Below are 26,115 nucleotides of genomic sequence, written 5' to 3'. Positions count from 1 at the left end.
GTTCAGGGCGGCCCGTTGCGGGTCCGCCTGCCCTCACCCTCAGGCAATGGTGCTGATCAAGTTGCCGGAGCTACTGCTGTTCAGCTTGCTCAAGGCCTGCAGCAACTGCGCGGTCGCCTGCTGGATCTGACCGCTGATGGTCGCGATCTGCGCCTGGACACCAGCCACCGCAGCCAGCTTGGCCTTCTCGTCCATCGGTTGCGCCTGAACCTCGGACAGCCGCTTCTGGGCGTCGGCCAGCTGCTTCTGCATTTGCTTGATCAGCTCACGCAACTGGCGGATGTGTGACGGCTCGCTGCTGCTGCCGCTGCTCCTGGCCTTGTCGGCCTTGTCAGACGGTGCCGGCATGGCGACCTGGGCGCCGCCAGCCGAGCTGCTGCTCTTTTCAGTGTCGCTGGCCTGGGCGGACGTCTGCAGCGCAGACGACTGCACATTCGCGCCGGTGAGGTTGACACTTGTGATCCCTACCATTTTCCTTCTCCGCAAGGATTTTGACCTGACCGCTATATCGGCCGCCAAACGCCATGCTTGAGCCTTCATGCTTCCGGCAACAGGCTACGGTCGAACAGAAACGGACCCACGCCTTGCGGTAGGTACTCGTAAAGCTGTTGGGGCCGGCCCAGTCGTGGCTGATTGCGTTCGCCGGTATCACGCACCCAGCCTGCCTCCCTCAGACGCTCCAGACGTTTGCGCAACGACGTGTTGTTCACCGGCCGCCCCAGGCACGCTTGCGCCGCACCCAGCGCATCGAGCACCGTGAAACGCGTCGGCAGCAGATACAGAGGCAGGCTGCTGTACAGGCTCTTGGCCGCCAGCCGCTCGCGGGTGCGCTGCACCAGCAGCCCATGATCGAACGGCAACAGCACTTTGCGGGTCGATAGGCTGTCGAGGTCGAAGAAAGCCAACTGCTCCCCGACGATGGCCTGCACCGGATCGAGCAATGCCAGGTAGTAGGTACTCAACGACCAACCACGCGGATCACGAAACGCGTTGCCTTCGGTGCCGACCTGCTCCATGTACCGAGGCCGAACCTGTGCCTTCTCTTGCAGCGCCCGCTCGGCCGCCGCATCCAGGCTATTGTCCGGCGTGCTGCCGTTGACGATGACACCCGGCAAGGCCCACTGCCCCCGATGCGGCTCTCGATCGCGGCGGTGCAACAACACCTGCAACCCCTGCAAATCCGGGGCAAGGCGCAGCGCAACGATATCCACGCTGGCCATGACTTCAACTGCGCTCATCTCGACTCCTCGTTCCACACCCCATATTCCACCAGGTATTTTTTGTGATGCAAGCCCTACTCCATAAACGAGGACGCTTGACACACTTATAACACCAGATGAAATATATAGGCATTCCAGTTGAGGTAGTCCTGATGAAGATCGCCAGTTTCGACGTCGATGCCCAGAACGGCTTTACCGCCAACGCCCCGCAGGAGCTGCCGGTACCCGGCGGTCACCTGATCGCACCGGCGCTCAATGCCATGGCAAGTCGTGCCGACCTGCGCCTGGGCAGCAAGGATGCCCACCCAGCCAATGCCGCCTGGGTGGTGGGCGATGCCGCGCAGATGCTTCAGCCATTGGCATTGACCAACGCCGACCTCACCTGGGTCAGCCACTGCGTGCCCGGCACACCAGGTTTCGAACTGCTGCACGGCCTGCCTGCCCCGATCGATTACGACTATTTCGTCTGGAAAGGCGTGGAGCCCGACCTGCACCCCTACGGCGCCTGCTACCACGACCTGGCCGAGCGCCGCTCCACCGGGGTGATCGAGTACCTCAAGGTTTACGCCGTCGAGGTCGTGCTGGTCGGCGGCCTGGCCCTGGATTACTGCGTGCGCGCCACCGCGCTGCAACTGAACCGCGCCGGATTCCATGTGCTGCTCTACCTGCCCGCCTGCCGAGCACTAAGCGACGCCGGCGCCAAAGCTGCCTGCAGCGAGCTGGCTGCCGCCGGGGTAGTACTGTGCGCCGATGAAGGCGAGCTGGACCGCCAGCTCGCACTGTTCAAGGAGCCCCGCCCATGAGCAACGACGTTTTTGCCCCACGGATTATCCAGAACCTGCTGGACACCGACTTTTACAAGATCACCATGATGCAGGCGGTGCTGCACAACTACCCCAACGCCGAGGTGGAGTGGGAGTTGCGCTGCCGCAACGACGAAGACCTCTCGCCCTACCTTGCCGAGATCCGCTACCAGATCGAACAGTTGGCCGAGGTCTCGGTGACCCACGACCAGCTGGCCTACCTGGAAAAAATCCCCTTCATCAAGCCGGACTTCATTCGTTTCCTCAGCCTGTTTCGCTTCAACCTGCGCTATGTCCAGGTCGGACTGGACGATGCGGGGCAACTGGCGATCCGTATTCGCGGCCCCTGGCTGCACGTGATCCTCTATGAAATCCCGTTACTGGCAATCATTTGCGAGGTTCGTAATCGCTACCGCTATCGCGAAGTGACGATGGCGCAGGTGGGCGAGCGCCTGTACCAGAAACTCGACTGGCTCAAGACGCACGCCAGCAGCGATGAGCTGGCAGGGTTCCAGCTCGCTGACTTCGGTACCCGCCGACGCTTCTCCTATCCTGTACAGGATCAGGTAGTGCATATCCTCAAGCGCGACTTCCCCGGACGTTTCGTTGGCACCAGCAATGTCCACCTGGCCCGGGAATACGAACTCAAACCCATCGGCACCATGGCCCACGAATGGTTCATGGCCCACCAGCAACTCGGTCCGCGCCTGGTCGATAGCCAGGTCGCGGCGTTGGAATGCTGGGTGCGTGAATACCGGGGCTTGCTCGGCATCGCCCTGACCGACTGCATCGGCATGGATGCCTTCGTGAAGGACTTCGACCTGTATTTCGGCAAGCTCTTCGATGGCCTGCGCCACGACTCCGGCGATCCCCTGGCCTGGGCGGAAAAAGCCATCGCGCACTATGAGCGCCTGGGCATCGACCCGCTGAGCAAGACCCTGATCTTCTCCGACGGCCTGGATTTCGCCAAGGCATTGCAGCTCTACCGCGCGCTGCACGGGCGGATCAACGTCAGCTTCGGCATCGGCACCAACCTGACGTGTGACATTCCCGGCGTGACGCCAATGAACGTGGTGATCAAGATGACCGCCTGCAACGGCGCCCCTGTCGCAAAAATCTCCGACAGCCCCGGCAAGACGCAGTGCCGGGACGCGAATTTCGTCGCCTACCTGCGCCATGTGTTCAAGGTGCCCGTCTGAGCCGTCGTGCGCTGGCAATGAGCCAAGCGCCGAATCTTTGCCTTCCCCCCTCGTTGCCGCGTGCAATTGTCGGTATGGTGTTGTCAAAGAAGGATGTTTTACCCGCACAGGAAAGACTTAGATGCCCCAACGCAATGTCATCAACGCCTCCGTCAGCCCCAAAGGCAGCCTGGAGACGCTGTCGCAACGTGAAGTCCAACAACTGAGCGAAGTCGGTACCGGCAGTCTCTACACCCTGTTCCGCCAGTGCGCCCTGGCTATCCTCAACACCGGCGCCCATGTCGACAATGCCAAGACCATCCTTGAGGCCTACAAGGACTTCGAGGTCCGCATCCACCAGCAAGATCGCGGCGTGCGCCTGGAATTGCTCAACGCCCCGGCCGATGCCTTCGTCGATGGCGAGATGATCGCCAGCACCCGCGAAATGCTGTTCAGCGCCCTGCGCGACATCGTCTACACCGAAAGCGAACTGGCCAGCCAGCGCATCGACCTGGAAAGCTCCCAGGGCATCACCGACTACGTATTCCACCTGCTGCGCAACGCCCGCACCCTGCGTCCGGGCGTGGAGCCGAAGATGGTGGTGTGCTGGGGCGGTCACTCGATCAGCAGCGAGGAATACCAGTACACCAAGAAAGTCGGCCATGAACTGGGCCTGCGCAAGCTGGACGTCTGCACCGGTTGCGGCCCGGGCGTCATGAAGGGCCCGATGAAAGGCGCGACCATCGCCCACGCCAAGCAGCGCATGCAAGGCAGCCGCTACCTGGGCCTGACCGAGCCGGGCATCATCGCTGCCGAAGCGCCGAATCCCATCGTCAACGAGCTGGTGATCCTGCCGGATATCGAGAAACGTCTGGAGGCCTTTGTCCGCGTCGGCCACGGCATCATCATCTTCCCCGGAGGCGCTGGGACGGCCGAGGAATTCCTGTACCTGCTCGGCATCCTCATGCACCCGGACAACCAGGAACTGCCCTTCCCGGTCATTCTCACCGGCCCGCGCAGCGCCGAGCCGTTCCTGCAGCAACTGCATGCCTTCGTCGGCGCCACCCTCGGCGAAGCGGCGCAGCGCCATTACCAGATCATCATCGACAATCCGGCCGAAGTCGCCCGGCACATGGTCGAAGGGCTCAAGACGGTCAAGCAGTTCCGCCGCGAGCGCAACGACGCCTTCCACTTCAACTGGCTGCTGAAGATCGACGGTGGCTTCCAGCACCCGTTCGACCCGACCCACCAGAACATGGCCGATCTCGCCCTGCGCCGCGACCTGCCGCCCCATGAGCTGGCCGCCAACCTGCGTCGGGCGTTTTCCGGCATCGTCGCCGGCAACGTCAAGGACAAGGGCATTCGCCTGATCGAGGAACACGGCCCATACCAGATCCGCGGCGATCAGGCGATCCTCGACCCGTTGGGCAGATTGCTGCAGGCCTTCGTCGACCAGCACCGGATGAAACTGCCCGGCGGTGCGGCTTATGTGCCGTGCTACCAGGTCGTGACCTGAGCCGGGCAGCAGCTCCAGTGCCAACCTGTTGGTGGATCGATCGCAGCGGTAAACCGCCGCTGCGATTGATCCACCCACGCGCCATTCGCTGATCAAGCCCCTTACCCGCAACATCTTGCAGACGATTCCCACCTAAAGCAGTGAACCTGCCTACAAAAAAACGGTCTTTCGCTGACGGTCAATCCACCGACCGCTTCACGGCCCAGTCACCGGGCCTCCAACCGTACTGTTTCAGCGAAGACCACCATGCCCGAATTCCGCCGCGCCACCCTCGCCCTCGCCGCCCTGCTCGCCACTGCGCCGTCCGTCTACGCCGAAGAGCCCTCCAGCGACGCACGCTGGGTCAGCGACAGCCTGAGCACCTACGTGCGCAGCGGCCCGACCGATGGTCACCGGATCGTCGGCACGCTCAAGTCCGGACAGAAAGTGTCGCTGATCGGCACCCAGGGCAACTACAGCCAGGTTCGCGGCCAGAGCGGCGATCTGGTGTGGATCCTCACCAGCGACCTGCAGACTGTGCCCGGCCAGAGCGAACGCCTGCCGCAACTCGATGCTCAGGTCGCGGAACTGTCCGGCCAGCTCAAGACCATCGACGACAGCTGGAAGACTCGCGTCCAGGGCATGCAGGAAACCCTGGACTCGCGCAAAGCACTGATCGATGAACTGGAATCGCGCACCAAGGCCCTCAACGAACAGCTCGAGCAGTCGCAATCGAGCCTGCGCGACACCCAGGCGCGCCTGGGCGACGAAAACAAGCAGGTGATGATGCGTTACATGGTCTACGGCGGCAGCATCGCCGGTGCTGGCTTGCTGGCCGGCCTGATCCTGCCGGCGCTGACCCGCGGGCGTAAACGCAACGACCGCTGGTTCTGACGCAATCAGGTGGCAGGTAATTGCCCACCCGCCACCAGGAAGTCGATGAACAGCCGCACCCGCAGCGGCATGTGCCGCGCCTGCGGGTAGATCAACGTGAATGGCCGCGCCGTACCACCGAAGGCCGGTAGCACTTCGACCAGCTCACCGCTGTCCAGGGCCTCCTGCACGGTGAAGCGGTACGCCTGCATCAGGCCGGCACCATGTCGCGCGAGGGTGGCGGTGGCGAGAAAGTCGCCCAGGCAGGTGATCGAGCCGCCGACCTCGATCTCCACCAGGCCACCGTCACGGCGAAAGGTCCAGGGCGCACTGCGTCCGCTGCTGGGTATCTCGAACAGGATGCACTCATGCCGCGCCAGGTCTTCCGGCACCTGCGGATGACCTGCTCGCGCCAGGTAGCCCGGGGTCCCCACCACCACCAGCTCGGCGTTTTCCAGGCGCCGTGCCACCAGCCGCGAATCGGCAGGCTCACGTCCGCGGATGGCCAGGTCGAACTGCTCCTCGGCGAAATCGACATTGCGATTGCTGACATGCACGTCCACCTGCACTTGCGGATAGCGCTCGCGAAAACGCGGCAGCCATGGCAACAGACGGTGATGGGCGTAAGGCGTCGGCGCACTGACCCGCAGGCGCCCACGCGGCTCGATCTGGCCACCCGAAACTTCGCGCTCGGCCTCAACCAGTTGCCCCAGTGCCAGACGGCACTGTTGGTAGTACGCCTGGCCGGCATCGGACAGGCGCATCTGCCGCGTAGTACGCACGAATAACCGTACACCCAGGCGTTCTTCCAGGCGTGCCACCGAGCGACTGACCGCTGCCGGCGTGACCCCGGCCTCGGTGGCAGCGGCAGTGAAGCTCCCGGTATCGGCAGCCAGGCAGAACAGCTCGAGGCTGCCCAGTTGAAGATCATCGAAATGGCGGGTCATGACAGCTCGATTAATTACATGAAGTATCGATTGAAATGCCATCCGCCTTATTTTTCAACTCCAGATGAGGTCTTAGAGTGGCTCCACCAACGAGCCAACCGGCTCGCTTAACTGGAGCCCCACCATGAGCACTGCAAGAACCATCGTTATCACCGGCGCATCCAGCGGCTTGGGCTTCGCCCTCGCCAAGGCCTTTATCGAACGTGGCGACAATGTGGTCGGCAACGCCCGCACCCAGGCCCGCCTCGACCAGGCCGCCACCGAGCTGGGCAACCCGGCCGCCTTCGTCGGCGTGGCTGGCGACATCGCTGACGCCAGCACCGCACAGCGGCTGTTCGATACAGCGCTGGAAGTGTTCGGCCGCGTCGATATCCTGGTCAACAATGCCGGGATCTTCATTCCCAAACCGTTCACCGACTACACCGAGCAGGACATCGACGCGCTGTTTTCCACCAACCTAAAGGGCTTCGTCTACCCCTCCCAGGCCGCGGCAAAGATCATGAGCGCCCAAGGCCATGGCCATATCGTCGCGATCACCGCCTCGGTCGCCATGCAGCCTAACGTGCGAGTGCCCGCAGCACTGCCGATCCTCGTCAAGGGTGGCTTGAACCAGGCGGTCAAGGGCCTGGCGCTGGAACTGGCCGGTAGCGGCGTGCAGGTCAATGCCGTGGCTCCGGGGATCATCGAGACGCCCCTGCACAACAACGACGTCGCAGGCCTGGGTGTCTTGTCGCCGAGTGGGCGCACCGGCAAGCCGCAGGACATCGTCGATGCCGTGCTATACCTGACCGACGCACGTTTCGTCAGCGGCGTCGTACTTCCGGTAGACGGCGGTGGCACCGCCGGTACCTGGCACTGAAAACCCGAGGAGCCTGCCATGCCATACGTTCATATCCGTGTGACCGACGAAGGGGTCACTGCCGAGCACAAACGCCTGTTGATCGAAGGCACCACCGAACTGCTGGAACGGGTGCTGAACAAGCCACCGGCCAGTACCTTCGTGGTGATCGAGGAAGTGCCCACCGACAACTGGGGAGTGGGTGGCGAGACAGTGACGGTGGTGCGCAAGCGCGAGCGGGGCTAACCCGCATCACCGCAGTGATCTTTTGGCGGGCAAGCCCGCCCAAAGATCACTGTGGTACATGCCTGTGACCACACCCGACACAGACCGTCATTGCCGCAAGCGCTCCAGCGCCTCCAGCACATGCCCCGTGGCCCGCTCCACTTGCCCTTCGCGGCAGGCGATCCCCAGCGCCCGCCATAACCCCGGTCGCAACGGGCGTCGAGCGATGCGCCGGTCCAGTTCAGGCGCCTCCCCCTCCTGCGGCAGCAATGTCGCGCCATAACCCGCAGCCACCAGGCTCTTGATTGCATCGTTGTAGTTCAACTCGATGCGCGCCTCAGGGTACAGCCCGGCTGCCGCGAACCAATCGCTGGTCACCCGCGAAAGCTGCGTGGTGCTGTCGTTGAGAATCAGTGCACGCTGCCCGAGCCAGGCGGGTGTCACCCGCGCCGGCGGCTGCCAGTCGGCAGGCAGGTAGGCCATGATCGGGTCGCGTCGCCACGGGGTAAGCTTGACCCCCTTCACTGCCACCTGCGGCAGCGCCACCAGGCCGATGTCCAGGCTACCGTCACGCACGCGCGCCAGCGATGCCTGCGACGTGAGCACCTGAACCTGCACATCGATACCCGGATGCTCACTGCGAAGGGCCGCCAACGCACTGGGCAATAGGTGGGCAATGGCGCCAGTGGAGGCGCCCAGGCGCACCCGCCCGGTCAATCCGGCCACCTGACGCTGCACTTCATCCAGCGCCTGGTCGGCATCGGCCAGCAGCCGACGGGCACGCGTCAGCAGGGTTTCGCCGACCACCGTGGGCCGTACCTGCCCGCGGGTTCGGGTAAGCAGCGCTGCCCCCACCCTCGTTTCAAGCTCGGCGACGTGCAGGCTGATGGTCGGTGGTGCCAGGTTCAACTGGCGAGCGGCCTCGGCGAAGGAGCCAAGGTCGGCGATCACCACCAGTGTGCGCAGGCGATCGAGGCTGATTTCTCGCAGGATGCTGCTCCTTGTCCGGTTGAATGTCCTGATTCAGTTAAACTGAACATCGTCATCATGATATTCAAATTTTCTTCAGATCAAACAACCGCGAGGATACACCTACTTCCTTCCTGAGCGGATCTCCACCATGCACCAGCCCCTGATATTCATCGACGGCGACCAAGGCACCACCGGCCTGCAGATCCATGCCCGCCTGCACGGTCGCGGCGACCTTCGCCTGCTGACCCTGCCCGAGGCCGAGCGCAAGGACCCGCAGCGCCGCCGCGAGGCCATCAACAGCGCCGATATTGCCCTGCTCTGCCTGCCCGACGACGCCGCACGCGAGGCCGTGGCGACAATTCACAATCCGGCGGTGCGAGTGATCGACGCCAGCTCTGCGCACCGTACCAGCCCTGGATGGGTCTATGGCTTGCCGGAGCTGGACGAGCAGCAGGCCGAGCGCATCGCCCAGGCCACACGGGTCAGCAACCCCGGTTGCTACCCGACCGGTGCCATCGCCCTGCTGCGGCCACTGGTGCGCGCCGGCCTGCTACCTGCGGACTACCCGTTGAGCGTACATGCCATTTCCGGCTACTCCGGTGGCGGTCGCGCTGCGGTCGAGCGCCATGAGCAGTCAGGCGGTGATCCTGCTCCGGCCCTGCAGCTCTATGGTCTGGAGTTGGCGCACAAGCATGTCCCGGAGATCCAGGCCCACGCTGGCCTGAGCGCACGCCCAATGTTCCTGCCAGGCTACGGCGACTATCGCCAGGGGATTGTGTTGAGCATCCCGCTGCAGCTGCGTTTGTTGTCGCCAGGCGTCACCGCCGAGCACTTGCAGGCCTGTCTCGAACAGCACTATCAGGGCGCACGCCATGTCCAGGTAATGCCCCTGCACCAGCAAGGGCCTGCGACCCCCTTGGACCCGCAGGCCCTGAACGACAGCAACGACCTGCGCCTGGCACTGTATGCCAATCCCGAGCACGGGCAGGTCCTGCTGACGGCCGTGTTCGACAACTTGGGCAAGGGTGCTTCGGGCGCTGCAGTGCAGAACCTCGACTTGATGCTGGCCGCGTTGCGCCAGTGAGGCCAAGCCGGTAAAAGCGGTTAGACTGTACACCCCGCGTCATTCAGGCGCGGGGTCAGTTCAACCGCCGGAGCCTGTCCCCCCCGATGTTCATCCTGAGCCGCCTCGACGGCGTGCCGCCCGAATCCTTCCAGAACCAGATCCGCCAGCTGGTGATCGAACATGTCGGCGCGCTGAGCAGCGTCGCCATCACCGCGGACAACCCGCTGTATCCGCTGTACCAGTACGGTGTCGGCCTCGAAGTCCACCAATACCTGCAGGCCCTGGACGGCACCCGTGGCCTGGCCGTGGAGCTGGTCCTGGCGCTGGACGCCGAGGCCCCGGACCAACTGCTGGGCTTCGCCCTCGCCCTGCCGGCCCAGGATGATCAGCACGCGTGTGTTCTGGCGTTTCTCGCCGTATCCCCTGACCACCGTCGTGAAGGCATCGCCCGTGGGTTGCTGACAGACCTGCGGGCGCGCTACAGCTGCGTGGAGATGAGCGCTTTTGCTCATGCCGTACCCTGGTTCGAGGCCATGGGCCTGCAGGTCGTGAGCGCCACCGGGCCACAAGTGCTGATGAGCAGCACCGGCAAGGCCAGCGGCGCGCTGGTCGGACGCCTGGACATTGCGCCCATCTACCAGACCCTGGAAGTGCGTCAGATCCACGCCTATCTGCTCAAGCAGCATGGCGAGGCGGCAATGATCGACGCCGAGCGCCAGCGCGATGAGCACCTTGACGAACTGACGCTGCAGGCCCAGGCCTGCGTGGCGACGCGCAAGCGCGTGCATTGAGCCGAAACGGGTTGCCGCTTCCGGAAATGGCCAGTGAGGCCATCGCCGAAGCGGCCAGGTTCAACCAGCGAAGCGCGGTATGGCTAGCCCCAGGCTCTCCCTCAGGGTCGTCCCTTCGTATGCCGTTCGGTAGACACCTCGCTCCTGCAGTAACGGCACCACCTCCTGGGTAAAGCGTCGGAACTGCCCCGGATGCCCGATGTAGATATTGAACCCGTCCAGCGCCCGGGCTTCGAACCAGTCGGCCATCTTCGCCGCCACCGTCTGCGCCGAGCCCACGAAGGCGCCTGGGCGTAGCTGGCGGCCGAACTCCACTGCCTGGCGCAGGCTGAAACCCTTGTCCCGCGCCTGGTCGGCGATGCGCTTGGCATTGGTGAAGAAACTGCTGCGGGCAAACTCGAGGCTCTGCTGCGGAAACGGCGCATCGAGGTCGTACTGGCTGAAATCGTGCCAACCGAAGTTACGCCCGAACTCCTTCAGCGCCAGCTCGAAGCTGTGATCGGCCTGATGATAGTGACGCTCGATCTCGCGGGCATGCTCGTCGGTATCACCTACATAGATTTCGGCCCCCGGCAGCACCAGCACCTGCTCAGGATCACGCCCCAGGCGTGCGGCGCGATCCTTCACGTCCCGGTAGAACGCCTGGCCCTGCTCGACGCTTGCAGCGTGGGTGAAGATCACGTCCGCCGTCGCCGCCCCCAGGTCACGCCCCTGCTCGGAATCCCCGGCCTGGAAGATCACCGGCTGGCCCTGGGGCGAGCGCTGGATATTCAGCGGGCCGACCACCGAGAAATGCTCACCCTTGTGATTGAGGCTGTGCAGCTTGGCGGGGTCGAGGAAGCGCCCGCTCTGGCGATCCCGTGGGAAGGCATCGTCTTCATAGGAATGCCAGAGCTTCTGCACTACCTCGACATGCTCGTGGGCACGACTGTAGCGGGTGTCGTAGTCGTAATGCTCATCCAGCCCATAGTTGCCGGCGGTGCCGGCATCGCCACTGGTGACCACGTTCCAACCGGCACGCCCCTTGCTGATCAGGTCCAGCGAGGCCAGGCGCCGAGCGACGTTGAACGGCGCGTTGTAGGAGGTAGTCAGGGTGCCGACCAGGCCGATATGACGGGTGCTGACAGCCAAAGCCGAGAGCAGGGTCAGAGGTTCGAGGCGATTGAGGTAATGGGACGGCGAACCTGGCGTGATGAACTGACTGTCGACGATGAAGATCAGGTCGAACAGCGCAGCTTCTGCCTGGCGGGCAATATCGATGTACCAGTCGATACTGACGCTGGCGTCGGCAGGCAGCGCCGGGTCCAGCCACAGGTTGTGTCGGCCGGGGCCACCACAGCCCATGGTCAGGGCGCCCAGTTTGATCTGTCGCTTGCTCATGCCGGGGCCTCAGTGCTGGGTGACGGAGCTGTCCTGCAGCGCCGCCGAGAACGAAGTGTCGAACAGACTCGCGGCCGGATAGCCCTTGATCAGGCCAATGCCGGCAAAGAAGTCCACGGTCTTCTGCGCATCGGTGATCACCTGCGCGTTGAGCGGTGCCAGGTCGGTGCGCGCGCGGGCGAACCAGGCGCGGGCGATGTCGCCGTCGGCACGGGTACGCTTGGCCCAGGCGTCGGCGTACGCTTCGGTGTGTGCCGGGTCGCTCAGGGTCCATTGACGCGCCTTCTTCAGGCGCTGGAGGAAGTCGGCGATCTGCGCCCGCTTGTCCTGCACCGCCTTGGCATTGGCGACCACGAAACTCTGCGCCGGGATGATCCCTTCGGCCGTGGCCAGCACCCGTGCGCCCTGGCGCTCCTGCTGGGTGACATAAGGCTCCCAGGTCGCGATCACATCGACTGAGCCGCCATCCAGCGCATGGGAGGCGTCCAGGGCGCTGAGGTAGCGCAGCTCCAATGCGTCGCGGGGTACGCCAGCCTTGTCGAGGGCGCTGAACAGCAGTTGCTGGCTCCAGGAACCTTTCCAGATCGCTGCGCGCTTGCCCTTGAGGTCGGCCAGGCTATGAATGTCAGAATCCTTGCGCGCGAGGATCGCCACGCCTTCGAGGTTCTGCCGCGACACCGCCACCACCTTGATCGGCGCCCCGAGTGCACCAAGAAACAACGGCGGTGCATCCCCCAACAGGCCGAGGTCGAGGCTGCCGACATTGAGCGCCTCGGCCACAGGGGAGCCGGCGGTGAACTGCTTCCACTCCAGGGTATAGGGCAAATCGTCAAGCACGCCGGCCGCTTCCATCACGGCACGGGCGTTGTAGCTCTGGTCGCCGACCACCAGGGTCTGCGCGACAGCCGCAAGGCTGATCGAGGTGGCCAGCACACCGGCGGCCAGTTGTTTGAGATAACGCACGTTCGTCTCCAGATGCCGCATCGGGCAAGTCAGGGCGATCCGCGCGTGCGGTCTCGTCGCGTGTAACAGTGAATGTCAGGCGTTGCGCGCTGCCACCTTGGCGCGGGTCAACGGAATCAGTATGCGGCCATAGTCCTCGGCGTCGGCCAGCGGGTCGAAGCCGCGAATGAGAAAGCTGGTCACGCCCAGGTCGTAATAGGCCTGCAAGGCATCGCGACTTGCTCATGGGCCTGGGCAAAACGGGCGATGTAGTCGTTGTCGAAGACGGGCCCGTTGGGAGCCAGGATATCCGATGACAGGCGATGGCCGATCATGCCGATGAATTGAACGCTCATTGCAGGTGTCCCAAGGTCAGTTAGGTTTTTATAGCGTTTGAATCTAATTGCCGACTTACTTATACGCTAACCACTTGATCACACCCTGTGAAATTCGTTTTAGGCATAACCTAATGCATTCAAAATGCAGATTTCGCAGATCATGCCACGCCACTTTTAAATACTTGTTTTGCATATTAGCTTATGAGTAATTTGAATTTTGAGAATATTCAGGCAGTTGCTAGGGTTTACCCATGATCGTCAGCCCGAGCCTGAACCATGAGCCAGACACCGCGCCTGGAGCGCCTGCGCCACTTCATTGGCGAACTCTCCGACCTGTTGGACCGCCACCCCGACGAAGCCACTCTGCTCGACCAGGGCCACACCCTGCTGCACAGCCTGGTCGCCCATGACGACTGGTTGCCCGAAGCCCTTGCCCAGCCGGACCCGACCCGCTACCAGCAATACCTGCTGCATTGCGATTCGCGCCAGCGCTTCTCGGTGGTCAGCTTCGTCTGGGGCCCAGGCCAGAGCACGCCGATCCATGACCACCGTGTCTGGGGTTTGATCGGTATGTTGCGCGGTGCCGAATACGCCCAAGGCTTCACCCGCGACGCCCATGGCGCCCTGGTGGCGCAGGGCGAGCGGCTGCGGATCGACCCTGGCCACGTGGAAGCGGTGTCACCGCGCATCGGCGATATCCATCAGGTCAGCAACGCCTTCGACGACCGGGTCTCGATCAGCATCCATGTCTACGGCGCCAACATCGGTGCGGTCAGCCGCGCCGTATACCTGCCCGACGGTAGCGAGAAGCCGTTCATCTCCGGTTATTCCAACACCAGCCTGCCCAACATCTGGGACCTGTCCAAAGAGAACCCTGCCCCATGACCCGCCTCAGCACTCGCAGTTTCCATGACCTTCGCACCGCCCTGCTGGCCCAGGAAGAAGTCGCCCTGATCGACCTGCGCGAGGAAGACCCCTTCGCCCAGGCGCATCCGCTGTTCGCGGCCAACATCCCGCTTTCGAAGCTGGAACTGGAAATCTTCGCCCGCGTGCCACGCCGAGATACCGCCATCACCGTCTATGACGATGGCGAGGGACTGTCGGCCATCGCTGTCGAGCGTCTGCAGGCACTGGGCTATAGCGATGTGGCAGTGCTCGAGGGTGGACTTGGCGGCTGGCGCGATGCCGGTGGCGAGCTGTTTCGCGACGTCAACGTACCCAGCAAAGCGTTCGGCGAGCTGGTGGAGAGTGTGCGCCACACCCCCTCGCTGGCCGCCGAAGAGGTCCAGGCCCTGCTCGACAGCCAGGCCGACGTGGTGGTGCTCGACGCCCGGCGCTTCGATGAATACCAGACCATGAGCATTCCCGGAGGCATCAGCGTGCCTGGCGCCGAACTGGTGCTGCGCGTCGCCGAACTGGCACCCGATCCAGCGACGCGGGTGATCGTCAACTGCGCGGGGCGCACCCGTAGCATCATCGGCACACAATCGCTGGTCAACGCCGGCATCCCCAACCCGGTGGCGGCGCTGCGCAACGGCACTATCGGCTGGACACTGGCCGGTCAACAACTGGCCCACGGCCAGGCGCAGCGCTTCGCCGAGGTCGGCGACAGCACCCGCAGCAGCGCTGCCGACCGCGCCCGCGCCGTCGCCGACCGGGCCGGAGTGCGACGCCTGGACCGCCAGGGCCTGGCCACCTGGCAGGCAGAGACTGCGCGCACCACCTATCTGTTCGACGTGCGCACACCCGAGGAATACGTTGCCGGTCACCTGCCCGACAGCCGCTCCACGCCCGGTGGCCAGTTGGTGCAGGAAACCGATCACAACGCCAGCGTACGCGGCGCCCGCATCGTGCTGGTCGATGACGACGGCGTGCGTGCCAACATGAGCGCTTCGTGGCTCGCGCAGATGGGCTGGGAAGTGGCGGTGCTCGACGGCCTGAGCAAGGCCGACTTCAGCGAAACCGGCGAATGGCAGGCACCCCGCCCGGCGCTGGCGCGCAATACCGAGATCGACGTCGAGCAATTGCAGGCCTGGCTGGCCGAGGAAGGCACCGTCTTGCTGGACTTCACCGCCAGCGCCAACTACGTCAAGCGCCACATCCCAGGTGCTTATTGGGCGATCCGCGCGCAGTTGCCCGAGGCCCTGGAGCGCCTGCCCAAGGCCGAGCGCTACGTGCTGACCTGCGGCAGCAGCCTGCTGGCAAGCTTTGCCGCCACCGACCTGCAAGCCCTGACGCGCACACCGGTCTACCTGCTGACAGGCGGCACGGCGAGCTGGATCGCCGCCGGCAAGCCACTGGAAACAGGTGAGACGCGCCTGGCGGTGGAGCGTACCGACCGCTACCGCCGGCCATACGAAGGGACCGACAACCCGCGTGAAGCCATGCAAGGCTACCTCGACTGGGAGTTCGGTCTGATCGCGCAACTGGAGCGTGATGGCACCCACGGCTTCAAGGTGCTGTGACCCGAAGCGCTGTGGCTGCAGGCCTATCCGCTCCTGCGAGGTACGCCTGCAGCTTCAGCGCCAGAAACCCATGCAAGCGCCGCACCGCCGGGCTCAGCGACTGCCGGTGCGCGCACACCAGTTGCAGCGGTGCCGCCTGCCCTGCATGGTCCGTCAGCAACTCCACCAGCCTTCCGGCGCGAATGTCCTCGAGCACATCCAGGCGCGACTTGTAAACCACACCGAGCCCTGCCACCGCCCAGCGTCGCACGATATCGGCATCGTCGCTGCAGCGGTCGCCACTGACCAGTACCGTGGTCATTGCGCCTGCATTCTCGAAACTCCAGCGTTCGTGGATCTGCTCACCCATTACATAACGCAGGCAGTTGTGCCCGGCCAGCGCCTGCGGAGTCTGCGGCGCGCCATGGCGGGCGATATAGGACGGTGCTGCACAGAGCGTACGCCGGTTAGCGGCGGCCAGCGGCAAGGCCACCAGGCTGGAGTCCCCCAGCAGCCCGTAGCGGATGCTGGCATCCAGTTGCTCGCCAAATAGATCGGCCACCTGGTCGCTGACCCGCAGGCGCATGTCGAGTCGTGGATATTCGGCCTGAAACTCCGTCAGCCAGGGCAACAGCAGGTTGCGCCCCAGGTCCGACGGCATCGACAACCGCAGTGGCCCCGCCAGTTCGGCGCGTGCTTGCTCCAACGCCATCTCGCCGTCGACCAGCGCGTCCAGGGCCTGACGCGCGTGAGGCAGATAACGCTCGCCATCGTCCGACAGGCGCAGACGGCGTGTCGAGCGCACCAACAGGCGAATCCCCAGGCTGTGCTCCAGACGCTGCAGCGCGGCGCTGGCCAGAGCCGGCGAGATGTCCAACTGCCGCGCTGCCGCCGAAAGCCCACCGGCCTCGACAGTGGTGACGAACACCTGAAGGTCGTCCATGCGCACCCGCTTCTTCATGCGACGACTCCTTCACGTTCCACGCGCCGCGCATCACGACGTATCGCCTGGGGCGGAATACCGAACCCGCGTACAAAAGCCTCGCGCAAATGCCGACGGTCGCGAAATCCTGTCTCGCGCGCCACCACATCCAGGCTGTGGCGACTCTGCTCGATCATCAGCCGCGCCGCCTCCAGGCGCAGGCCCTCGATGGCTCGCGCCGGCGATTGCCCGGTTTCGGCAGTGAACACCCGGCTGAACTGGCGCGGGCTCAGGTGCGCAACCTCGGCCAGTTCCTCGACGCTCAGCGGCCGCCGCAGGTGCTGGCGAGCGTACTCGAGCACGCTCTGCATGCGGTCGGTGCGCGGTGCCAGGTCGAGCAGCTGCGAATGTTGCGACTGGCCTCCCGAGCGACGCTGGTGCATCACCAGCCGATGCGCAACGGCTCGTGCGAGCTCATGGCCGTGATCCTGCTCGAGCATGCCCAGGGCCATGTCGATACAGGCGGTCATGCCGGCGGACGTCCAGATGTTGCCATCGGCAATGAAGATGCGGTCGTCCTCTACCTGGATCGCCGGGTGCATCTGCCGCAGCTCCCGGGCGTAGACCCAATGCGTGGTCGCCCGACGCCCGTCGAGCAGGCCGGCTGCCGCCAAGGTGAAGGCCCCCGTACAGATCCCGGCGGTACGCCGCGCCTGCTCGCCCAGCCGACGCACCAGGTCCACGCTGGCCGCATCGGCAGGTGAGGCGATCGGCGACAATGTGCCCGCCACCAGCCAGGTGTCGGCATGCCCCGGGGTATCGACCGCCTGGGTCTGCAACTGCATACCCAGCGACGACACCAGCACACCGCCGGCCACGCTGTAGTTGCCCAAGGCGTAGAGGCGCTTGCCCGTCAGCACATTGGCGAACTCGAACACCGACTGCGACGCCAGCGCCATGACTTGGAACCTTTCACACAACAGATAGCCGACCCGATGCATGACGCACCTCGCTTGATGTCCTGAAAACGTACTATATGTGTCATTTGCGCCACAAGCAAAGCCGCGCATCATCGCTGCAACCCCACCCACGGAGCAGCAACCATGACTCGTACAGCCCTCATCACTGGCGCCTCTACCGGCATTGGCGCACTCTACGCCGAACACCTGGCCCGCCGTGGCCACGACCTGATCCTGGTCGCCCGCAACCGCGAACGCCTCAATCAACTGGCCTCGCGCCTGAGCAGCCAGACCGGGCGCAGCGTCGAAGTCCTGCCGGCAGACCTGGCCGACAGCCAGGATCTGGCGCGCATCGAAACCCGCCTGCGCGAAGATGCCAGCATCGGCCTGCTGGTCAACAACGCGGGTATCGGCACCCACACCGCGCTGCTGGAAAGCGACGTCGAGCAGATGATCCGCATGATCACCCTGAACATCACCGCCCTCACCCGCCTGACCTATGCTGCGGTGCCTGGCTTCGTCGAGCGCGGCGAGGGTGCGCTGATCAACATCTCCTCAGTGGTCAGCCTGCTGCCGGAACTGCTCAATGGCGTGTATGGCGGCAGCAAGGCCTACGTCACCGCCTTCACCCAGAGCCTGCACAAGGAGCTGGCCGACAAAGGCGTGCAGGTCCAGGCCGTGCTGCCCGGCGCCACCGCCACCGATTTCTGGAGCATCGGCGGCCTGCCGGTGGAGCACCTGGATCCGGCGATCGTCATGACTGCCGAGGATTTGGTGGAAGCGGCACTGGCCGATTTCGACGCCAAGCGCCTGATCTCGATTCCGTCGCTGCACGAATTCGAACGCTTTGAGGCGTTCGAGGCCAGCCGTCAGGCGTTGAACGGGCACCTGTCGAATCAACAACTGGCGCCGCGTTATCGTCAGGGTTGATCGGGCTGTGCGATTGCGTGAGGGCTGACAGGTGTTCGCCGAAAGCTCTTTAGCGCCTGTAAGATCGAGCGCCGCCCGCGAGGCGCTCGATCTTACAGGCGCTAAAGAGCCTTCGCCGAGCAACAAAACTTGCGAGCCGCCACCCGAAATCGGAAGCTAGGCCGTCACCCATCCGGATAGCCCCATGGAACTGCACATTCGCCTGGAGGGCCGCAAGGGCCTGGCCGAGCAGCTCTACCAGCAGCTGCGCAGCGCCATTGACAGCGGCCACCTGGCAGCCGGCACCCAGCTGCCTCCCACGCGCCTGCTGGCCGAGCAGTTGCGGATATCGCGCAAGACCGTGGCCGAAGCCTACTCGCGGCTGACCTACGACAACCTGCTCAGCGGCGTGGTCGGACGTGGCACCTTCGTCAGCCCACGCCGGGCCCTGCAAGCCAGCGACGTCGAGCCGATTGCCCTGGCCGCCGCCAGCAGCCTGGAACGCTGGCAGCAACGCGCCACCGTGCTCGGCCGCTCCGCCCTCGAGGCGCCCTCGCGTTACGACTTCGTCGGCGGCGTATCGGCCAAGAGCCAGTTTCCCTTCGATCAATGGCGCGCCTGCCTGCAGTACGCCCTGCGCTGCAGCCAGCGCCACAGCGAGCGCCAGTTCCCGGCCCAGGGCCTGCCCGAGCTGCGCGAGGCCATCGCCCATCACATTGCCTTCGCCCGCGGCGTACATTGCAGCGCCGCCGATGTGTTGGTGTGCAACGGCGCCCAGCAGGCGCTGGACCTTATCGCCCGGGTATTGATCGAACCCGGTACACGCGTGGCCATGGAGGATCCCGGCTACCCGCCGGCACGCCAGCTGTTTCTGGCGATGGGCGCCGATTTGCAGTCGGTGCCGGTGGACGATGAAGGGCTGTGCGTCGAGCAGATCGCTGACGGCACCCGGCTGATCTACGTGACGCCGTCACACCAGTTCCCGCTGGGCATGCCGATGAGCGAGCGGCGCCGACACGCCCTGCTCGCCCGCGCAGCCGAGTTGGGAGCACTGATCATCGAGGACGACTACGACTGCGAGTTTCGCTATCAGGGCCCGGCCAGCGATGCGTTGCAACGCCTGGATCGACATGGGCTGGTGGCCTATGTCGGCACCTTTTCCAAGACCTTGCTGCCGGAGCTGCGCCTGGGCTATGCCGTACTGCCACCCAACGTCCTGCGCGCCGCCTGCGTGGCCAAGCACCTCAGCGACTGGCACAGCCCGAGCCTGCAGCAGTGGGCGCTGGCGCGCTTCATCGGCGAAGGGCACCTGAACCGCCATATTCGCCGCTGCCACGACATCTATGCCGCGCGGCGCGAACGAATCCTCGCACGCCTGGACAGCGACCTGGCGCCCTGGCTGAGCGCCGTACCGGCCAGCGCCGGCTTTCACCTCAGCGCCCTGGCCGCACCTGGAGTCGATGTGGAGTTGCTGGTCCGGCTGACACGCCGGGTCGAAGTCGGCGTCTATTCACTGGCGCCGTTCTTCAACGACGTGCCGGTGCGTCCGGGGCTGCTGATGGGCTTCGGCGCCATCGAGCGGCTGGACATCGACCCGGCGCTGGACCGCGTGCGCGACGCCCTGCAGCAGCTCAGTTGAGCGTCGTCGCCTGCAGAGAGTGCCCCCGCCGGGCCATGGCAGCGGCGTAGCCTTGGGGGGCAAAGCGTACGGTCACCAGCAGCATCGCCACCACGGTCAGCGTCAGTAAGGTCCAGGCCGCCTGGAAGTCGCCGGTGAACGCGCGCAGCCAGCCGGTCACATAAGGCACGGTGCCGGTGACGATGAAGCCGACACCCTGCACGAAAGCAGCCAGACTCCCCGCCTCGCCCGGTGTTTTCAGATGCTCGAGGGTCAGAGTAAGGCTCAGGCTGAAGCACGCACCCAGCCCCAGGCCGATCATCGCCACCCAAAGCCCCATGGCCTGGGTAGGCGCCCACAGCAAGCCGAGAAACCCGCCCAACTGGATCGCCAGCGCCAGCCACAGGCCAGGCCGCCGATCATGCAGGCGCCTAAGCAGCAAGGGTAGCCCCAGCGCGCCACTGACCTGGAAGATGGTCATCAACCCCACCAACTCACCACCCCCCTGAGCTGTACCGCCGTGCTCCAGGTGATAGGCCGGCAACCAGGCGACCATGCTGGTGTAGCCACCGTTGATCAGGCCGAAATACAGCGCCAACAACCAGGCACGGCGATTACCGAACCAGTGACCGCCGCTGGCACCGGCCAGGTGAGGCGTGTCGTGGCGCGGACGTAGCCAGGCCCAGCCGCACAGCGCAAGCAGCGCTGGTACTGCCCAGATACCCAGCCCCGCCTGCCAGCGCCCCGCTGCCTCGCTGACGGCCGGGCCGAGCACCGCAGCCAGGCCGCCGCCGCTCATCAAGGCCGCCGAATACAACCCCATCGACGCCGCCAGACGGGTCGGAAACCAGCGATTGACCAGCCCGGGCATCATGCCCTGTACCACCGCCACTCCAACCCCGGCAACTGCCGCACTGGCGATCAACGCCCAAGCGCTGTCCAACTGCAGGCGCCACAGGCAGGCCACGGCAATCGCCAAAAGCCCTCCCAGCATCCCGCCGTGCTCGCTGATCCAACGCCGCAGCCAAGGCTGCAGCAAAGGCACCAGCCCCATGCACAGCACCGGTAGCGCCGTGAGCAACGCCGCTTGCTGGTAGCCAAGCCCGGTGCTGTTGCGCATGGGTTCGAGCAAGGGACCAATGCTGGTCAGGATCGGCCGCAGGTTAAGGGCCAGCAGGATCACCAGCAGCAGGTTCAACGCGCCTCTCATGCCGGGTTCGCCTGCCGCCACTGCTGGTACAGGCCGCCCTCGCCCTCGGGCTTGAGCGCCCGCAGTGGCAGGCTCTGCTGCTGCGGCGCACGTGCCATCTGCGCGTAGACCGCCGCCGTGGACAGCCCGTAAGGCTCGCCCTCGTCGTTGTCATAGGCAAACCATGCCCGCTCGATGCCGCACAGGTGCATGGCAGCCAGGCACATCGGGCACGGGTGGCCGCTGGCATAGACTTCAGCGCCGTCCAGACGCGACCGGCCCAAGGCCTGGGCGGCTTTGCGGATCGCCTGCAATTCGGCATGGGCGGTCGGGTCCTGGGTGCTGTGAATCTCGTTGACCGCACGGGCCACGACCTGGCCCTGATACACCAGTACTGCACCGAACGGGCGGCCACCCGCCTCGATATTGGCGCGGGCCAGCGCCAATGCTTCACGCATGAAGGTTTCGTTGGACATGAATCGATACTCCTCGAACAACAGGCAGCCATTATCCCGGCTGCTGGCGCGCGGCAGAAATGAAGAGATTGGATGCAGGTCAGTGGCCGCACGAATGCCGGCATTGGTCTCCCGGCAAATAGCGGGATTGGCTATCGGGCCCTGCAGGCAACGGCGCTACGCTGGCACCACGAATCACCCCTGACTTGAACTGACTGGAGAATCACCATGCACGATCGAATCGAATGGGCCAGGCACGCCCCTGAAGCCTACAAGGCCATGGTCGGCCTGGAGCAGGTCCTGGCCAAGTGCGGCCTGGAGCATTCACTGCTCGAACTTGTGCGCCTGCGCGCCTCGCAGATCAACGGCTGCGCCTATTGCATGAACCTGCACGCCAACGATGCGCGCAAGGCGGGCGAAACCGAGGCACGCTTGCAGACCTTGAGCGTCTGGCAGGAAACCCGTTTCTTCACGCCCCGTGAGCGCGCCGCGCTGGCCTGGCTGGAAAGCCTCACCCGCTTGCCCGAACGCGGTGCACCGCAGGCCGAATACGAAGCGCTGCTGGAGCATTTCGAAGCGGGCGAAGTCGCCAACCTGACCCTGGCGATCGCTACCATCAATGCCTGGAACCGCTTTGGTGTCGGCTTTGCCATGGTGCCGGCTTGAGGTGGAGCCTTTGGGGCCGCCATGCGGCCCAGGCCATCTATGGGTTCACGCCCAGCCGGGTCCGATAACTCCCCGGACTCTGCCCCGTCCACTTCTTGAATGCACGATGAAAGGCGCTGGGCTCCTGGAACCCGGTCTGCTCGGCGATCTCGGCAATGCTCAACTGCCCCTCGCGCAATCGCTCGAACGCCATGGCCCGGCGCACTTCGTCCTTGATCTGCTGGTACGAGCGCCCCTCGCGCTCCAGTTGCCGGCGAAAGGTACTGGCGCTCAGGCCCTGGCGCTCGGCCATGGCAGTCAGGGTCGGCCACTGTCCGTAGCCACGGCTGCGCAGGTGGCGATACACCTCCGCCACCAGGTCGCCTTGGTTGCGAAAACGGATCACCAGGCCCTGTGGCGCGCTGCGCAGGAAGGTCTTGAGCGCGGCCAGGTCCTGCACCACCGGCAGGCGCAACCAGGCACTGTCGAACTCCACTTCGGTCCGCCCGCTGCCCAAGCGCAGGTCCGGTCCCCACAGCAGCGTGTCGTCGTCCTGTGCGGGGCGCGCCACGGCCAGCTCGGTGCGGTCGATGCTGATGCGTCTTCCAGCCAGCCAGCACAGCAGGCCGACGACCAGCACCAGAAAGGTTTCCTCGGCATAGACCCGGGTCAGAGGATCGCCGATGTTCGATTGCACGCTGATCACCGCACGCCCGCCGCGCACCGCAAAACTGCCGCGCAAATCGCGCAGGAACAGTGCGAAATTGCCCAGGCACTGGCGCAGGGCCTTTTCCAGGGTCAGCTCCTGGATCAAGCCACGGCAGATCAGGGCAAAGCTACCCATCGGCATGCCATGGCTGTCGAGACGGAAAAACTCGTCGTCCAGGTCTTCGATCAGCGCCAGCCACAGCCGGGCAAACGCCTTGGCCGGCACCCGCGCCTGGGGCTGGGCCAGCAGCGCCGGGTCGATGCCGACCGCACGCAGTTGCGCATCGCGCGCCTCGGGGCGATCGCGCAGGGCGTGGAGCATGGCATTGAGAAAGTACACCGCGACCGAATCGCTTTCGCGCATGACGGATATCCGCTGTCTATGCTGAGTGGCAAAAAATGCCAGGTTGACTGAGCAGTTTCGGCATAGGCCCTTTCTCGGCCTTTGCCTAGACTCGGAACCCATCCGCAACGGTCGCCATTCTCGCAGAGCCCGGCACCGTCCCGCCACGCCTTCGCAATCGGAGCTATATATGAGCAGCGCAGAAATCTACGTCGTCAGTGCAGTGCGTTCGGCCATCGGTGGTTTTGGTGGTTCACTCAAGGACCTGCCGCTGGCCGACCTCGCCACCGCCGTAACGCGCGCTGCCATCGAGCGCTCGGGCGTGGCCGCCGAGCAGATCGGCCATGTGGTGATGGGCAACGTGATTCCGACCGAGCCCCGCGACGCCTACCTGGGCCGAGTGGCGGCGATGAACGCCGGCATTCCCAAGGAAACCCCGGCATTCAACGTCAACCGCCTGTGCGGGTCGGGCCTGCAGGCTATCGTATCCGCCGCCCAGGGCCTGCTGCTGGGCGATACCGACATTGCCCTGGCGGCTGGCGCCGAGTCCATGAGCCGCGGCCCTTACCTGCTCCCGCAAGCCCGTTGGGGTGCGCGCATGGGTGACCTGCAGGGCATCGACTACATGGTCGGCATCCTGCAGGATCCATTCGAAGGCTTCCACATGGGTATCACCGCCGAGAACGTCGCCGCCAAGCACGGCATCACCCGTGAAATGCAGGACGAACTGGCGTTGACCAGTCAGCGTCGCGCCGCCCGCGCCATCGCCGAAGGCCGCTTCGACAGCCAGATCGTGCCGATCGAACTGAAAACCCGCAAAGGCAGCGTGCAGTTCGCCATCGATGAGCACGTGCGCGGGGATGTCAGTGCCGAACAGTTGGCGGGGATGCGCACCGCGTTCAAGAAAGACGGCAGCGTCACCGCTGGCAATGCCAGCGGGATCAACGACGGCGCCGCTGGCCTGGTCCTGGCTACTGGCGATGCGGTGCGCCGCCTGGATCTCAAGCCGCTGGCACGGCTGGTGGCCTACGCCCATGCCGGGGTCGAACCTGAGCTGATGGGCCTGGGCCCGATCCCGGCCACGCGCAAGGTGCTGGAAAAAGCCGGCCTGTCGGTCAACGACCTGGACGTGATCGAATCCAACGAAGCCTTCGCCGCCCAGGCCTGCGCCGTGGCCCAGGCATTGGGCTTCGACCCGGAAAAGGTCAACCCCAACGGTTCGGGCATCTCGCTGGGCCACCCGGTCGGCGCCACCGGCGCGATCATCGCCACCAAGGCCATTCACGAGTTGCAGCGCATCCAGGGCCGCTATGCGCTGGCCACCATGTGCATCGGCGGCGGCCAAGGCATCGCCGTGGTCTTCGAGCGCGTGTGACGGGAGCATCGACATGACCATTCAGCAGATTGCCGTGATCGGCGCCGGTACCATGGGCAACGGCATCGCCCAGGTGTGCGCGATAGCCGGTTTCCAAGTGTTGCTCATCGATGTCAGTGACGCTGCGCTGGAGCGCGGTGTCGCCACACTGAGCAAGAACCTGGAGCGCCAGGTCAGCAAGGGCACCCTTGAGGCGGACAAAGCCGAAGCAGCCAGGACACGCATCCGCACCAGTACCGATTACGCACAGCTGTCGAGCGCGCAACTGGTGATCGAGGCCGCCACCGAAAACCTGGCGCTCAAGCAGCGCATCCTCCAGCAGGTGGCCGCCAGTGTCGCTGCACAGTGCCTGATCGCCACCAATACCTCCTCGCTGTCGGTCACTCAGCTGGCCGCCAGCATCGAGCACCCTGAGCGGTTCATCGGCGTGCATTTCTTCAACCCGGTGCCGATGATGGCCCTGGTCGAGGTCATCCGTGGCCTGCAGACCAGCGACACGACCTACGCCCAGGCGCTGCTGGTCACCGAGAAACTGGGCAAGACACCGATCACTGCGGGCAATCGCCCGGGCTTCGTGGTCAACCGCATCCTGGTGCCGATGATCAATGAAGCGATCTTCGTGCGTCAGGAGGGACTGGCCAGCGCCGAGGATATCGACACGGGCATGCGCCTGGGCTGCAACCAACCGATTGGCCCGCTGGCCCTGGCCGACCTGATCGGCCTGGACACCCTGCTGGCGATCATGGAGGCCTTCCACGAGGGCTTCAACGACAGCAAGTACCGCCCTGCACCGCTGCTCAAGGAGATGGTTGCCGCCGGATACCTCGGGCGCAAGAGCGGCCGTGGTTTCTTCACCTACTGAGGAGCGCGCGCCATGCCAGTCACTGCTGCCCTGCGCTGCGCCAATTTCGAGGAACGCCGCGACAGGGCCATGGCGCTGTTCGCCGAAAAAGGCTTCGGCCAGGTCAGCATGCGCGAGCTGGCCGCGCATGTCGGGCTGACGGCGGGCTCGCTGTACCACCATTTCCCGAGCAAGCAGGACTTGTTGTTCGACCTGATCGAGGAACTGTACGAAGAACTGCTGGCTACGCTCGACCAGGGCCGCCGGGCACTGGCCCGGGGCAAGCCGGCACTGCCTGGCCTGATTGCCGCACACTGGCAACTGCATGCAGAACGGCCCTTGCAGTTTCGTCTGGCAGAGCGGGATTTCTGCTGCCTGAGCGAGGCTCAGCAGAGACGCCTGGGCGAGCTGCGCCAGGACTACGAAACCGGGCTGTTGCAACTGGTCGCGCCCAAGGCGCGGCATGGCGGCGAGGTGCTGGCAGCGGCCGGCCATGTGCTGGGCAGCTTGCTGAACCAGCTGCCGGGCGTTCTGCAAGCGCGTGGCGTGCCCGAGCTGCAAGGCGTCGGGCTGATGGAGAGCCTGGTGGCGGGCGGGATAGAGCGAGCGTTGGTGTGAACGGTACGCGCTTCGCGTCCC

General features: G+C 64.9%; 28 protein-coding genes and 1 pseudogene. 16 read left to right on the top strand and 13 right to left on the bottom strand.

The annotated features are described in order from the left end of the window. Positions 1-39 precede the first annotated feature (39 nt). On the bottom strand, positions 40-471 hold the full coding sequence (locus AC2CGW_RS07250; protein ID WP_288377295.1) for a hypothetical protein: 432 nt from the start codon (positions 469-471) through the stop codon (positions 40-42). A 65-nt stretch (positions 472-536) separates the two neighbouring features. Next, a complete protein-coding gene (locus AC2CGW_RS07245; RefSeq protein ID WP_186664397.1) occupies positions 537-1,238 on the bottom strand; it encodes an NUDIX hydrolase in 702 nt (233 codons plus the stop codon). Between the two features lie 134 nt (positions 1,239-1,372). On the opposite strand from AC2CGW_RS07245, the gene AC2CGW_RS07240 reads away from it, so the two are divergent. The 4 genes from AC2CGW_RS07240 to AC2CGW_RS07225 all read left to right on the top strand — a co-directional run bounded on the left by AC2CGW_RS07240 (position 1,373) and on the right by AC2CGW_RS07225 (position 5,590). Beyond that, the gene (locus AC2CGW_RS07240; protein WP_186708339.1) at positions 1,373-2,023 is read left to right on the top strand and encodes a nicotinamidase; all 651 of its coding nucleotides are present in this window, start codon (positions 1,373-1,375) and stop codon (positions 2,021-2,023) included. After that, complete coding sequence (pncB, locus tag AC2CGW_RS07235) at positions 2,020-3,222, top strand: nicotinate phosphoribosyltransferase (RefSeq protein ID WP_186664395.1); 1,203 nt, start codon at positions 2,020-2,022, stop codon at positions 3,220-3,222. The genes AC2CGW_RS07240 and pncB overlap by 4 nt, the downstream gene beginning before the upstream one ends. A gap of 121 nt (positions 3,223-3,343) precedes the next feature. Further along, positions 3,344-4,717 (top strand): nucleotide 5'-monophosphate nucleosidase PpnN, encoded by a 1,374-nt coding sequence (ppnN, locus tag AC2CGW_RS07230; RefSeq protein WP_484573770.1) that lies wholly within the window; start codon positions 3,344-3,346, stop codon positions 4,715-4,717. Positions 4,718-4,963: 246 nt separating this feature from the next. Continuing rightward, complete coding sequence (locus tag AC2CGW_RS07225) at positions 4,964-5,590, top strand: TIGR04211 family SH3 domain-containing protein (RefSeq protein ID WP_186664393.1); 627 nt, start codon at positions 4,964-4,966, stop codon at positions 5,588-5,590. Positions 5,591-5,595: 5 nt separating this feature from the next. Here the strand turns inward: AC2CGW_RS07225 and AC2CGW_RS07220 are convergent, their stop codons facing one another. Beyond that, positions 5,596-6,516 (bottom strand): LysR family transcriptional regulator, encoded by a 921-nt coding sequence (locus tag AC2CGW_RS07220; RefSeq protein WP_186719534.1) that lies wholly within the window; start codon positions 6,514-6,516, stop codon positions 5,596-5,598. Between the two features lie 124 nt (positions 6,517-6,640). Between AC2CGW_RS07220 and AC2CGW_RS07215 the strand changes: the two genes are divergently transcribed. Continuing rightward, positions 6,641-7,375 carry an SDR family NAD(P)-dependent oxidoreductase gene (locus AC2CGW_RS07215; RefSeq protein ID WP_186664389.1) on the top strand — a complete coding sequence of 245 codons (735 nt, stop codon included), beginning with the start codon at positions 6,641-6,643 and terminating at the stop codon, positions 7,373-7,375. A gap of 18 nt (positions 7,376-7,393) precedes the next feature. Continuing rightward, positions 7,394-7,600 carry a tautomerase family protein gene (locus AC2CGW_RS07210; protein WP_186664387.1) on the top strand — a complete coding sequence of 69 codons (207 nt, stop codon included), beginning with the start codon at positions 7,394-7,396 and terminating at the stop codon, positions 7,598-7,600. 87 nt (positions 7,601-7,687) lie between these two features. On the opposite strand, the gene AC2CGW_RS07205 is transcribed toward AC2CGW_RS07210, so the two are convergent. Then, complete coding sequence (locus AC2CGW_RS07205; RefSeq protein ID WP_186708354.1) at positions 7,688-8,569, bottom strand: LysR family transcriptional regulator; 882 nt, start codon at positions 8,567-8,569, stop codon at positions 7,688-7,690. A gap of 130 nt (positions 8,570-8,699) precedes the next feature. Here AC2CGW_RS07205 and argC point away from each other — a divergent pair, with 130 nt between their 5' ends. Together argC and AC2CGW_RS07195 are read left to right on the top strand one after the other, a co-directional pair. After that, positions 8,700-9,635 (top strand): N-acetyl-gamma-glutamyl-phosphate reductase, encoded by a 936-nt coding sequence (gene argC, locus AC2CGW_RS07200; protein ID WP_288377290.1) that lies wholly within the window; start codon positions 8,700-8,702, stop codon positions 9,633-9,635. A gap of 86 nt (positions 9,636-9,721) precedes the next feature. After that, entirely contained in the window at positions 9,722-10,408 is a 687-nt protein-coding gene (locus tag AC2CGW_RS07195; protein ID WP_186664383.1) for a GNAT family N-acetyltransferase, read from the top strand. A 60-nt stretch (positions 10,409-10,468) separates the two neighbouring features. On the opposite strand, the gene AC2CGW_RS07190 is transcribed toward AC2CGW_RS07195, so the two are convergent. The 4 genes and pseudogenes from AC2CGW_RS07190 to AC2CGW_RS07175 all read right to left on the bottom strand — a co-directional run bounded on the left by AC2CGW_RS07190 (position 10,469) and on the right by AC2CGW_RS07175 (position 13,086). After that, positions 10,469-11,788, bottom strand: coding sequence for an LLM class flavin-dependent oxidoreductase (locus tag AC2CGW_RS07190; RefSeq protein WP_484573769.1), 1,320 nt, complete (start codon positions 11,786-11,788; stop codon positions 10,469-10,471). A 9-nt stretch (positions 11,789-11,797) separates the two neighbouring features. Continuing rightward, entirely contained in the window at positions 11,798-12,751 is a 954-nt protein-coding gene (locus AC2CGW_RS07185) for an ABC transporter substrate-binding protein (protein WP_411382580.1), read from the bottom strand. 75 nt (positions 12,752-12,826) lie between these two features. Next, positions 12,827-12,964, bottom strand: a pseudogene (locus tag AC2CGW_RS07180) (LLM class flavin-dependent oxidoreductase); the annotation flags it as partial. Continuing rightward, positions 12,931-13,086: a hypothetical protein gene (locus AC2CGW_RS07175; RefSeq protein ID WP_411382581.1), complete on the bottom strand. Its 156-nt coding sequence runs from the start codon at positions 13,084-13,086 to the stop codon at positions 12,931-12,933. The pseudogene AC2CGW_RS07180 and the gene AC2CGW_RS07175, both read right to left, overlap by 34 nt. A 258-nt stretch (positions 13,087-13,344) precedes the next feature. Here AC2CGW_RS07175 and AC2CGW_RS07170 point away from each other — a divergent pair, with 258 nt between their 5' ends. After that, positions 13,345-13,953 (top strand): cysteine dioxygenase family protein, encoded by a 609-nt coding sequence (locus tag AC2CGW_RS07170; RefSeq protein WP_186719540.1) that lies wholly within the window; start codon positions 13,345-13,347, stop codon positions 13,951-13,953. Next, complete coding sequence (locus AC2CGW_RS07165) at positions 13,950-15,533, top strand: rhodanese-related sulfurtransferase (RefSeq protein WP_411382583.1); 1,584 nt, start codon at positions 13,950-13,952, stop codon at positions 15,531-15,533. Before AC2CGW_RS07170 ends, AC2CGW_RS07165 begins: the two co-directional genes overlap by 4 nt. On the opposite strand, the gene AC2CGW_RS07160 is transcribed toward AC2CGW_RS07165, so the two are convergent. Both AC2CGW_RS07160 and AC2CGW_RS07155 read right to left on the bottom strand, forming a co-directional pair. After that, positions 15,520-16,473, bottom strand: a complete 954-nt coding sequence (locus tag AC2CGW_RS07160; RefSeq protein ID WP_411382584.1) for a LysR family transcriptional regulator — start codon at positions 16,471-16,473, stop codon at positions 15,520-15,522. The genes AC2CGW_RS07165 and AC2CGW_RS07160 overlap by 14 nt on opposite strands. Further along, entirely contained in the window at positions 16,470-17,435 is a 966-nt protein-coding gene (locus AC2CGW_RS07155) for a GlxA family transcriptional regulator (protein ID WP_411382585.1), read from the bottom strand. The genes AC2CGW_RS07160 and AC2CGW_RS07155 overlap by 4 nt, the downstream gene beginning before the upstream one ends. Positions 17,436-17,537: 102 nt before the next feature. On the opposite strand from AC2CGW_RS07155, the gene AC2CGW_RS07150 reads away from it, so the two are divergent. Continuing rightward, complete coding sequence (locus AC2CGW_RS07150; protein WP_484573768.1) at positions 17,538-18,323, top strand: SDR family NAD(P)-dependent oxidoreductase; 786 nt, start codon at positions 17,538-17,540, stop codon at positions 18,321-18,323. Between the two features lie 184 nt (positions 18,324-18,507). Beyond that, positions 18,508-19,941 (top strand): MocR-like pyridoxine biosynthesis transcription factor PdxR, encoded by a 1,434-nt coding sequence (pdxR, locus tag AC2CGW_RS07145; protein ID WP_186664374.1) that lies wholly within the window; start codon positions 18,508-18,510, stop codon positions 19,939-19,941. Here the strand turns inward: pdxR and AC2CGW_RS07140 are convergent. Both AC2CGW_RS07140 and AC2CGW_RS07135 read right to left on the bottom strand, forming a co-directional pair. Then, entirely contained in the window at positions 19,934-21,130 is a 1,197-nt protein-coding gene (locus tag AC2CGW_RS07140; RefSeq protein ID WP_484573767.1) for a cyanate transporter, read from the bottom strand. The genes pdxR and AC2CGW_RS07140 overlap by 8 nt on opposite strands. After that, positions 21,127-21,585 carry a nucleoside deaminase gene (locus AC2CGW_RS07135; RefSeq protein WP_186664370.1) on the bottom strand — a complete coding sequence of 153 codons (459 nt, stop codon included), beginning with the start codon at positions 21,583-21,585 and terminating at the stop codon, positions 21,127-21,129. Before AC2CGW_RS07135 ends, AC2CGW_RS07140 begins: the two co-directional genes overlap by 4 nt. A 207-nt stretch (positions 21,586-21,792) precedes the next feature. On the opposite strand from AC2CGW_RS07135, the gene AC2CGW_RS07130 reads away from it, so the two are divergent. Continuing rightward, positions 21,793-22,230 carry a carboxymuconolactone decarboxylase family protein gene (locus AC2CGW_RS07130; protein WP_484573766.1) on the top strand — a complete coding sequence of 146 codons (438 nt, stop codon included), beginning with the start codon at positions 21,793-21,795 and terminating at the stop codon, positions 22,228-22,230. 37 nt (positions 22,231-22,267) lie between these two features. Here AC2CGW_RS07130 and AC2CGW_RS07125 read toward each other — a convergent pair whose 3' ends face one another. Further along, a complete protein-coding gene (locus tag AC2CGW_RS07125; protein ID WP_186664366.1) occupies positions 22,268-23,281 on the bottom strand; it encodes an AraC family transcriptional regulator in 1,014 nt (337 codons plus the stop codon). A 169-nt stretch (positions 23,282-23,450) separates the two neighbouring features. Here AC2CGW_RS07125 and AC2CGW_RS07120 point away from each other — a divergent pair, with 169 nt between their 5' ends. Genes AC2CGW_RS07120 through AC2CGW_RS07110 form a run of 3 tightly spaced genes read left to right on the top strand, consistent with a single transcriptional unit; the run spans position 23,451 to position 26,094 of the window. After that, entirely contained in the window at positions 23,451-24,635 is a 1,185-nt protein-coding gene (locus AC2CGW_RS07120; RefSeq protein WP_484573765.1) for an acetyl-CoA C-acyltransferase family protein, read from the top strand. Positions 24,636-24,648: 13 nt separating this feature from the next. Next, entirely contained in the window at positions 24,649-25,497 is an 849-nt protein-coding gene (locus tag AC2CGW_RS07115; protein ID WP_065862766.1) for a 3-hydroxybutyryl-CoA dehydrogenase, read from the top strand. A gap of 12 nt (positions 25,498-25,509) precedes the next feature. Continuing rightward, positions 25,510-26,094, top strand: a complete 585-nt coding sequence (locus AC2CGW_RS07110; protein ID WP_186664362.1) for a TetR/AcrR family transcriptional regulator — start codon at positions 25,510-25,512, stop codon at positions 26,092-26,094. The last annotated feature ends 21 nt before the right edge of the window (positions 26,095-26,115 follow it).

This window comes from Pseudomonas sp. SYWMCR5 (assembly GCF_057197165.1).
The sequence above is the reverse complement of the archived record's forward strand: the minus strand, read 5'-3'. Positions and strand labels throughout refer to the sequence as shown.

What these genes read in the sequence shown, in the direction of transcription:
- AC2CGW_RS07140 (WP_484573767.1), bottom strand. Translation starts at nt 21,130, where the DNA reads ATGAGAGGCGCGTTGAACCTGCTGCTGGTGATCCTGCTGGCCCTTAAC.
- AC2CGW_RS07160 (WP_411382584.1), bottom strand. Translation starts at nt 16,473, where the DNA reads ATGAAGAAGCGGGTGCGCATGGACGACCTTCAGGTGTTCGTCACCACT.
- AC2CGW_RS07120 (WP_484573765.1), top strand. Translation starts at nt 23,451, where the DNA reads ATGAGCAGCGCAGAAATCTACGTCGTCAGTGCAGTGCGTTCGGCCATC.
- AC2CGW_RS07125 (WP_186664366.1), bottom strand. Translation starts at nt 23,281, where the DNA reads ATGCGCGAAAGCGATTCGGTCGCGGTGTACTTTCTCAATGCCATGCTC.
- pdxR (WP_186664374.1), top strand. Translation starts at nt 18,508, where the DNA reads ATGGAACTGCACATTCGCCTGGAGGGCCGCAAGGGCCTGGCCGAGCAG.
- AC2CGW_RS07170 (WP_186719540.1), top strand. Translation starts at nt 13,345, where the DNA reads ATGAGCCAGACACCGCGCCTGGAGCGCCTGCGCCACTTCATTGGCGAA.
- AC2CGW_RS07130 (WP_484573766.1), top strand. Translation starts at nt 21,793, where the DNA reads ATGCACGATCGAATCGAATGGGCCAGGCACGCCCCTGAAGCCTACAAG.
- AC2CGW_RS07210 (WP_186664387.1), top strand. Translation starts at nt 7,394, where the DNA reads ATGCCATACGTTCATATCCGTGTGACCGACGAAGGGGTCACTGCCGAG.
- AC2CGW_RS07225 (WP_186664393.1), top strand. Translation starts at nt 4,964, where the DNA reads ATGCCCGAATTCCGCCGCGCCACCCTCGCCCTCGCCGCCCTGCTCGCC.
- argC (WP_288377290.1), top strand. Translation starts at nt 8,700, where the DNA reads ATGCACCAGCCCCTGATATTCATCGACGGCGACCAAGGCACCACCGGC.
- AC2CGW_RS07220 (WP_186719534.1), bottom strand. Translation starts at nt 6,516, where the DNA reads ATGACCCGCCATTTCGATGATCTTCAACTGGGCAGCCTCGAGCTGTTC.
- AC2CGW_RS07115 (WP_065862766.1), top strand. Translation starts at nt 24,649, where the DNA reads ATGACCATTCAGCAGATTGCCGTGATCGGCGCCGGTACCATGGGCAAC.
- pncB (WP_186664395.1), top strand. Translation starts at nt 2,020, where the DNA reads ATGAGCAACGACGTTTTTGCCCCACGGATTATCCAGAACCTGCTGGAC.
- ppnN (WP_484573770.1), top strand. Translation starts at nt 3,344, where the DNA reads ATGCCCCAACGCAATGTCATCAACGCCTCCGTCAGCCCCAAAGGCAGC.
- AC2CGW_RS07215 (WP_186664389.1), top strand. Translation starts at nt 6,641, where the DNA reads ATGAGCACTGCAAGAACCATCGTTATCACCGGCGCATCCAGCGGCTTG.
- AC2CGW_RS07135 (WP_186664370.1), bottom strand. Translation starts at nt 21,585, where the DNA reads ATGTCCAACGAAACCTTCATGCGTGAAGCATTGGCGCTGGCCCGCGCC.
- AC2CGW_RS07175 (WP_411382581.1), bottom strand. Translation starts at nt 13,086, where the DNA reads ATGAGCGTTCAATTCATCGGCATGATCGGCCATCGCCTGTCATCGGAT.
- AC2CGW_RS07165 (WP_411382583.1), top strand. Translation starts at nt 13,950, where the DNA reads ATGACCCGCCTCAGCACTCGCAGTTTCCATGACCTTCGCACCGCCCTG.
- AC2CGW_RS07250 (WP_288377295.1), bottom strand. Translation starts at nt 471, where the DNA reads ATGGTAGGGATCACAAGTGTCAACCTCACCGGCGCGAATGTGCAGTCG.
- AC2CGW_RS07240 (WP_186708339.1), top strand. Translation starts at nt 1,373, where the DNA reads ATGAAGATCGCCAGTTTCGACGTCGATGCCCAGAACGGCTTTACCGCC.
- AC2CGW_RS07150 (WP_484573768.1), top strand. Translation starts at nt 17,538, where the DNA reads ATGACTCGTACAGCCCTCATCACTGGCGCCTCTACCGGCATTGGCGCA.
- AC2CGW_RS07155 (WP_411382585.1), bottom strand. Translation starts at nt 17,435, where the DNA reads ATGCATCGGGTCGGCTATCTGTTGTGTGAAAGGTTCCAAGTCATGGCG.
- AC2CGW_RS07245 (WP_186664397.1), bottom strand. Translation starts at nt 1,238, where the DNA reads ATGAGCGCAGTTGAAGTCATGGCCAGCGTGGATATCGTTGCGCTGCGC.
- AC2CGW_RS07195 (WP_186664383.1), top strand. Translation starts at nt 9,722, where the DNA reads ATGTTCATCCTGAGCCGCCTCGACGGCGTGCCGCCCGAATCCTTCCAG.
- AC2CGW_RS07190 (WP_484573769.1), bottom strand. Translation starts at nt 11,788, where the DNA reads ATGAGCAAGCGACAGATCAAACTGGGCGCCCTGACCATGGGCTGTGGT.
- AC2CGW_RS07110 (WP_186664362.1), top strand. Translation starts at nt 25,510, where the DNA reads ATGCCAGTCACTGCTGCCCTGCGCTGCGCCAATTTCGAGGAACGCCGC.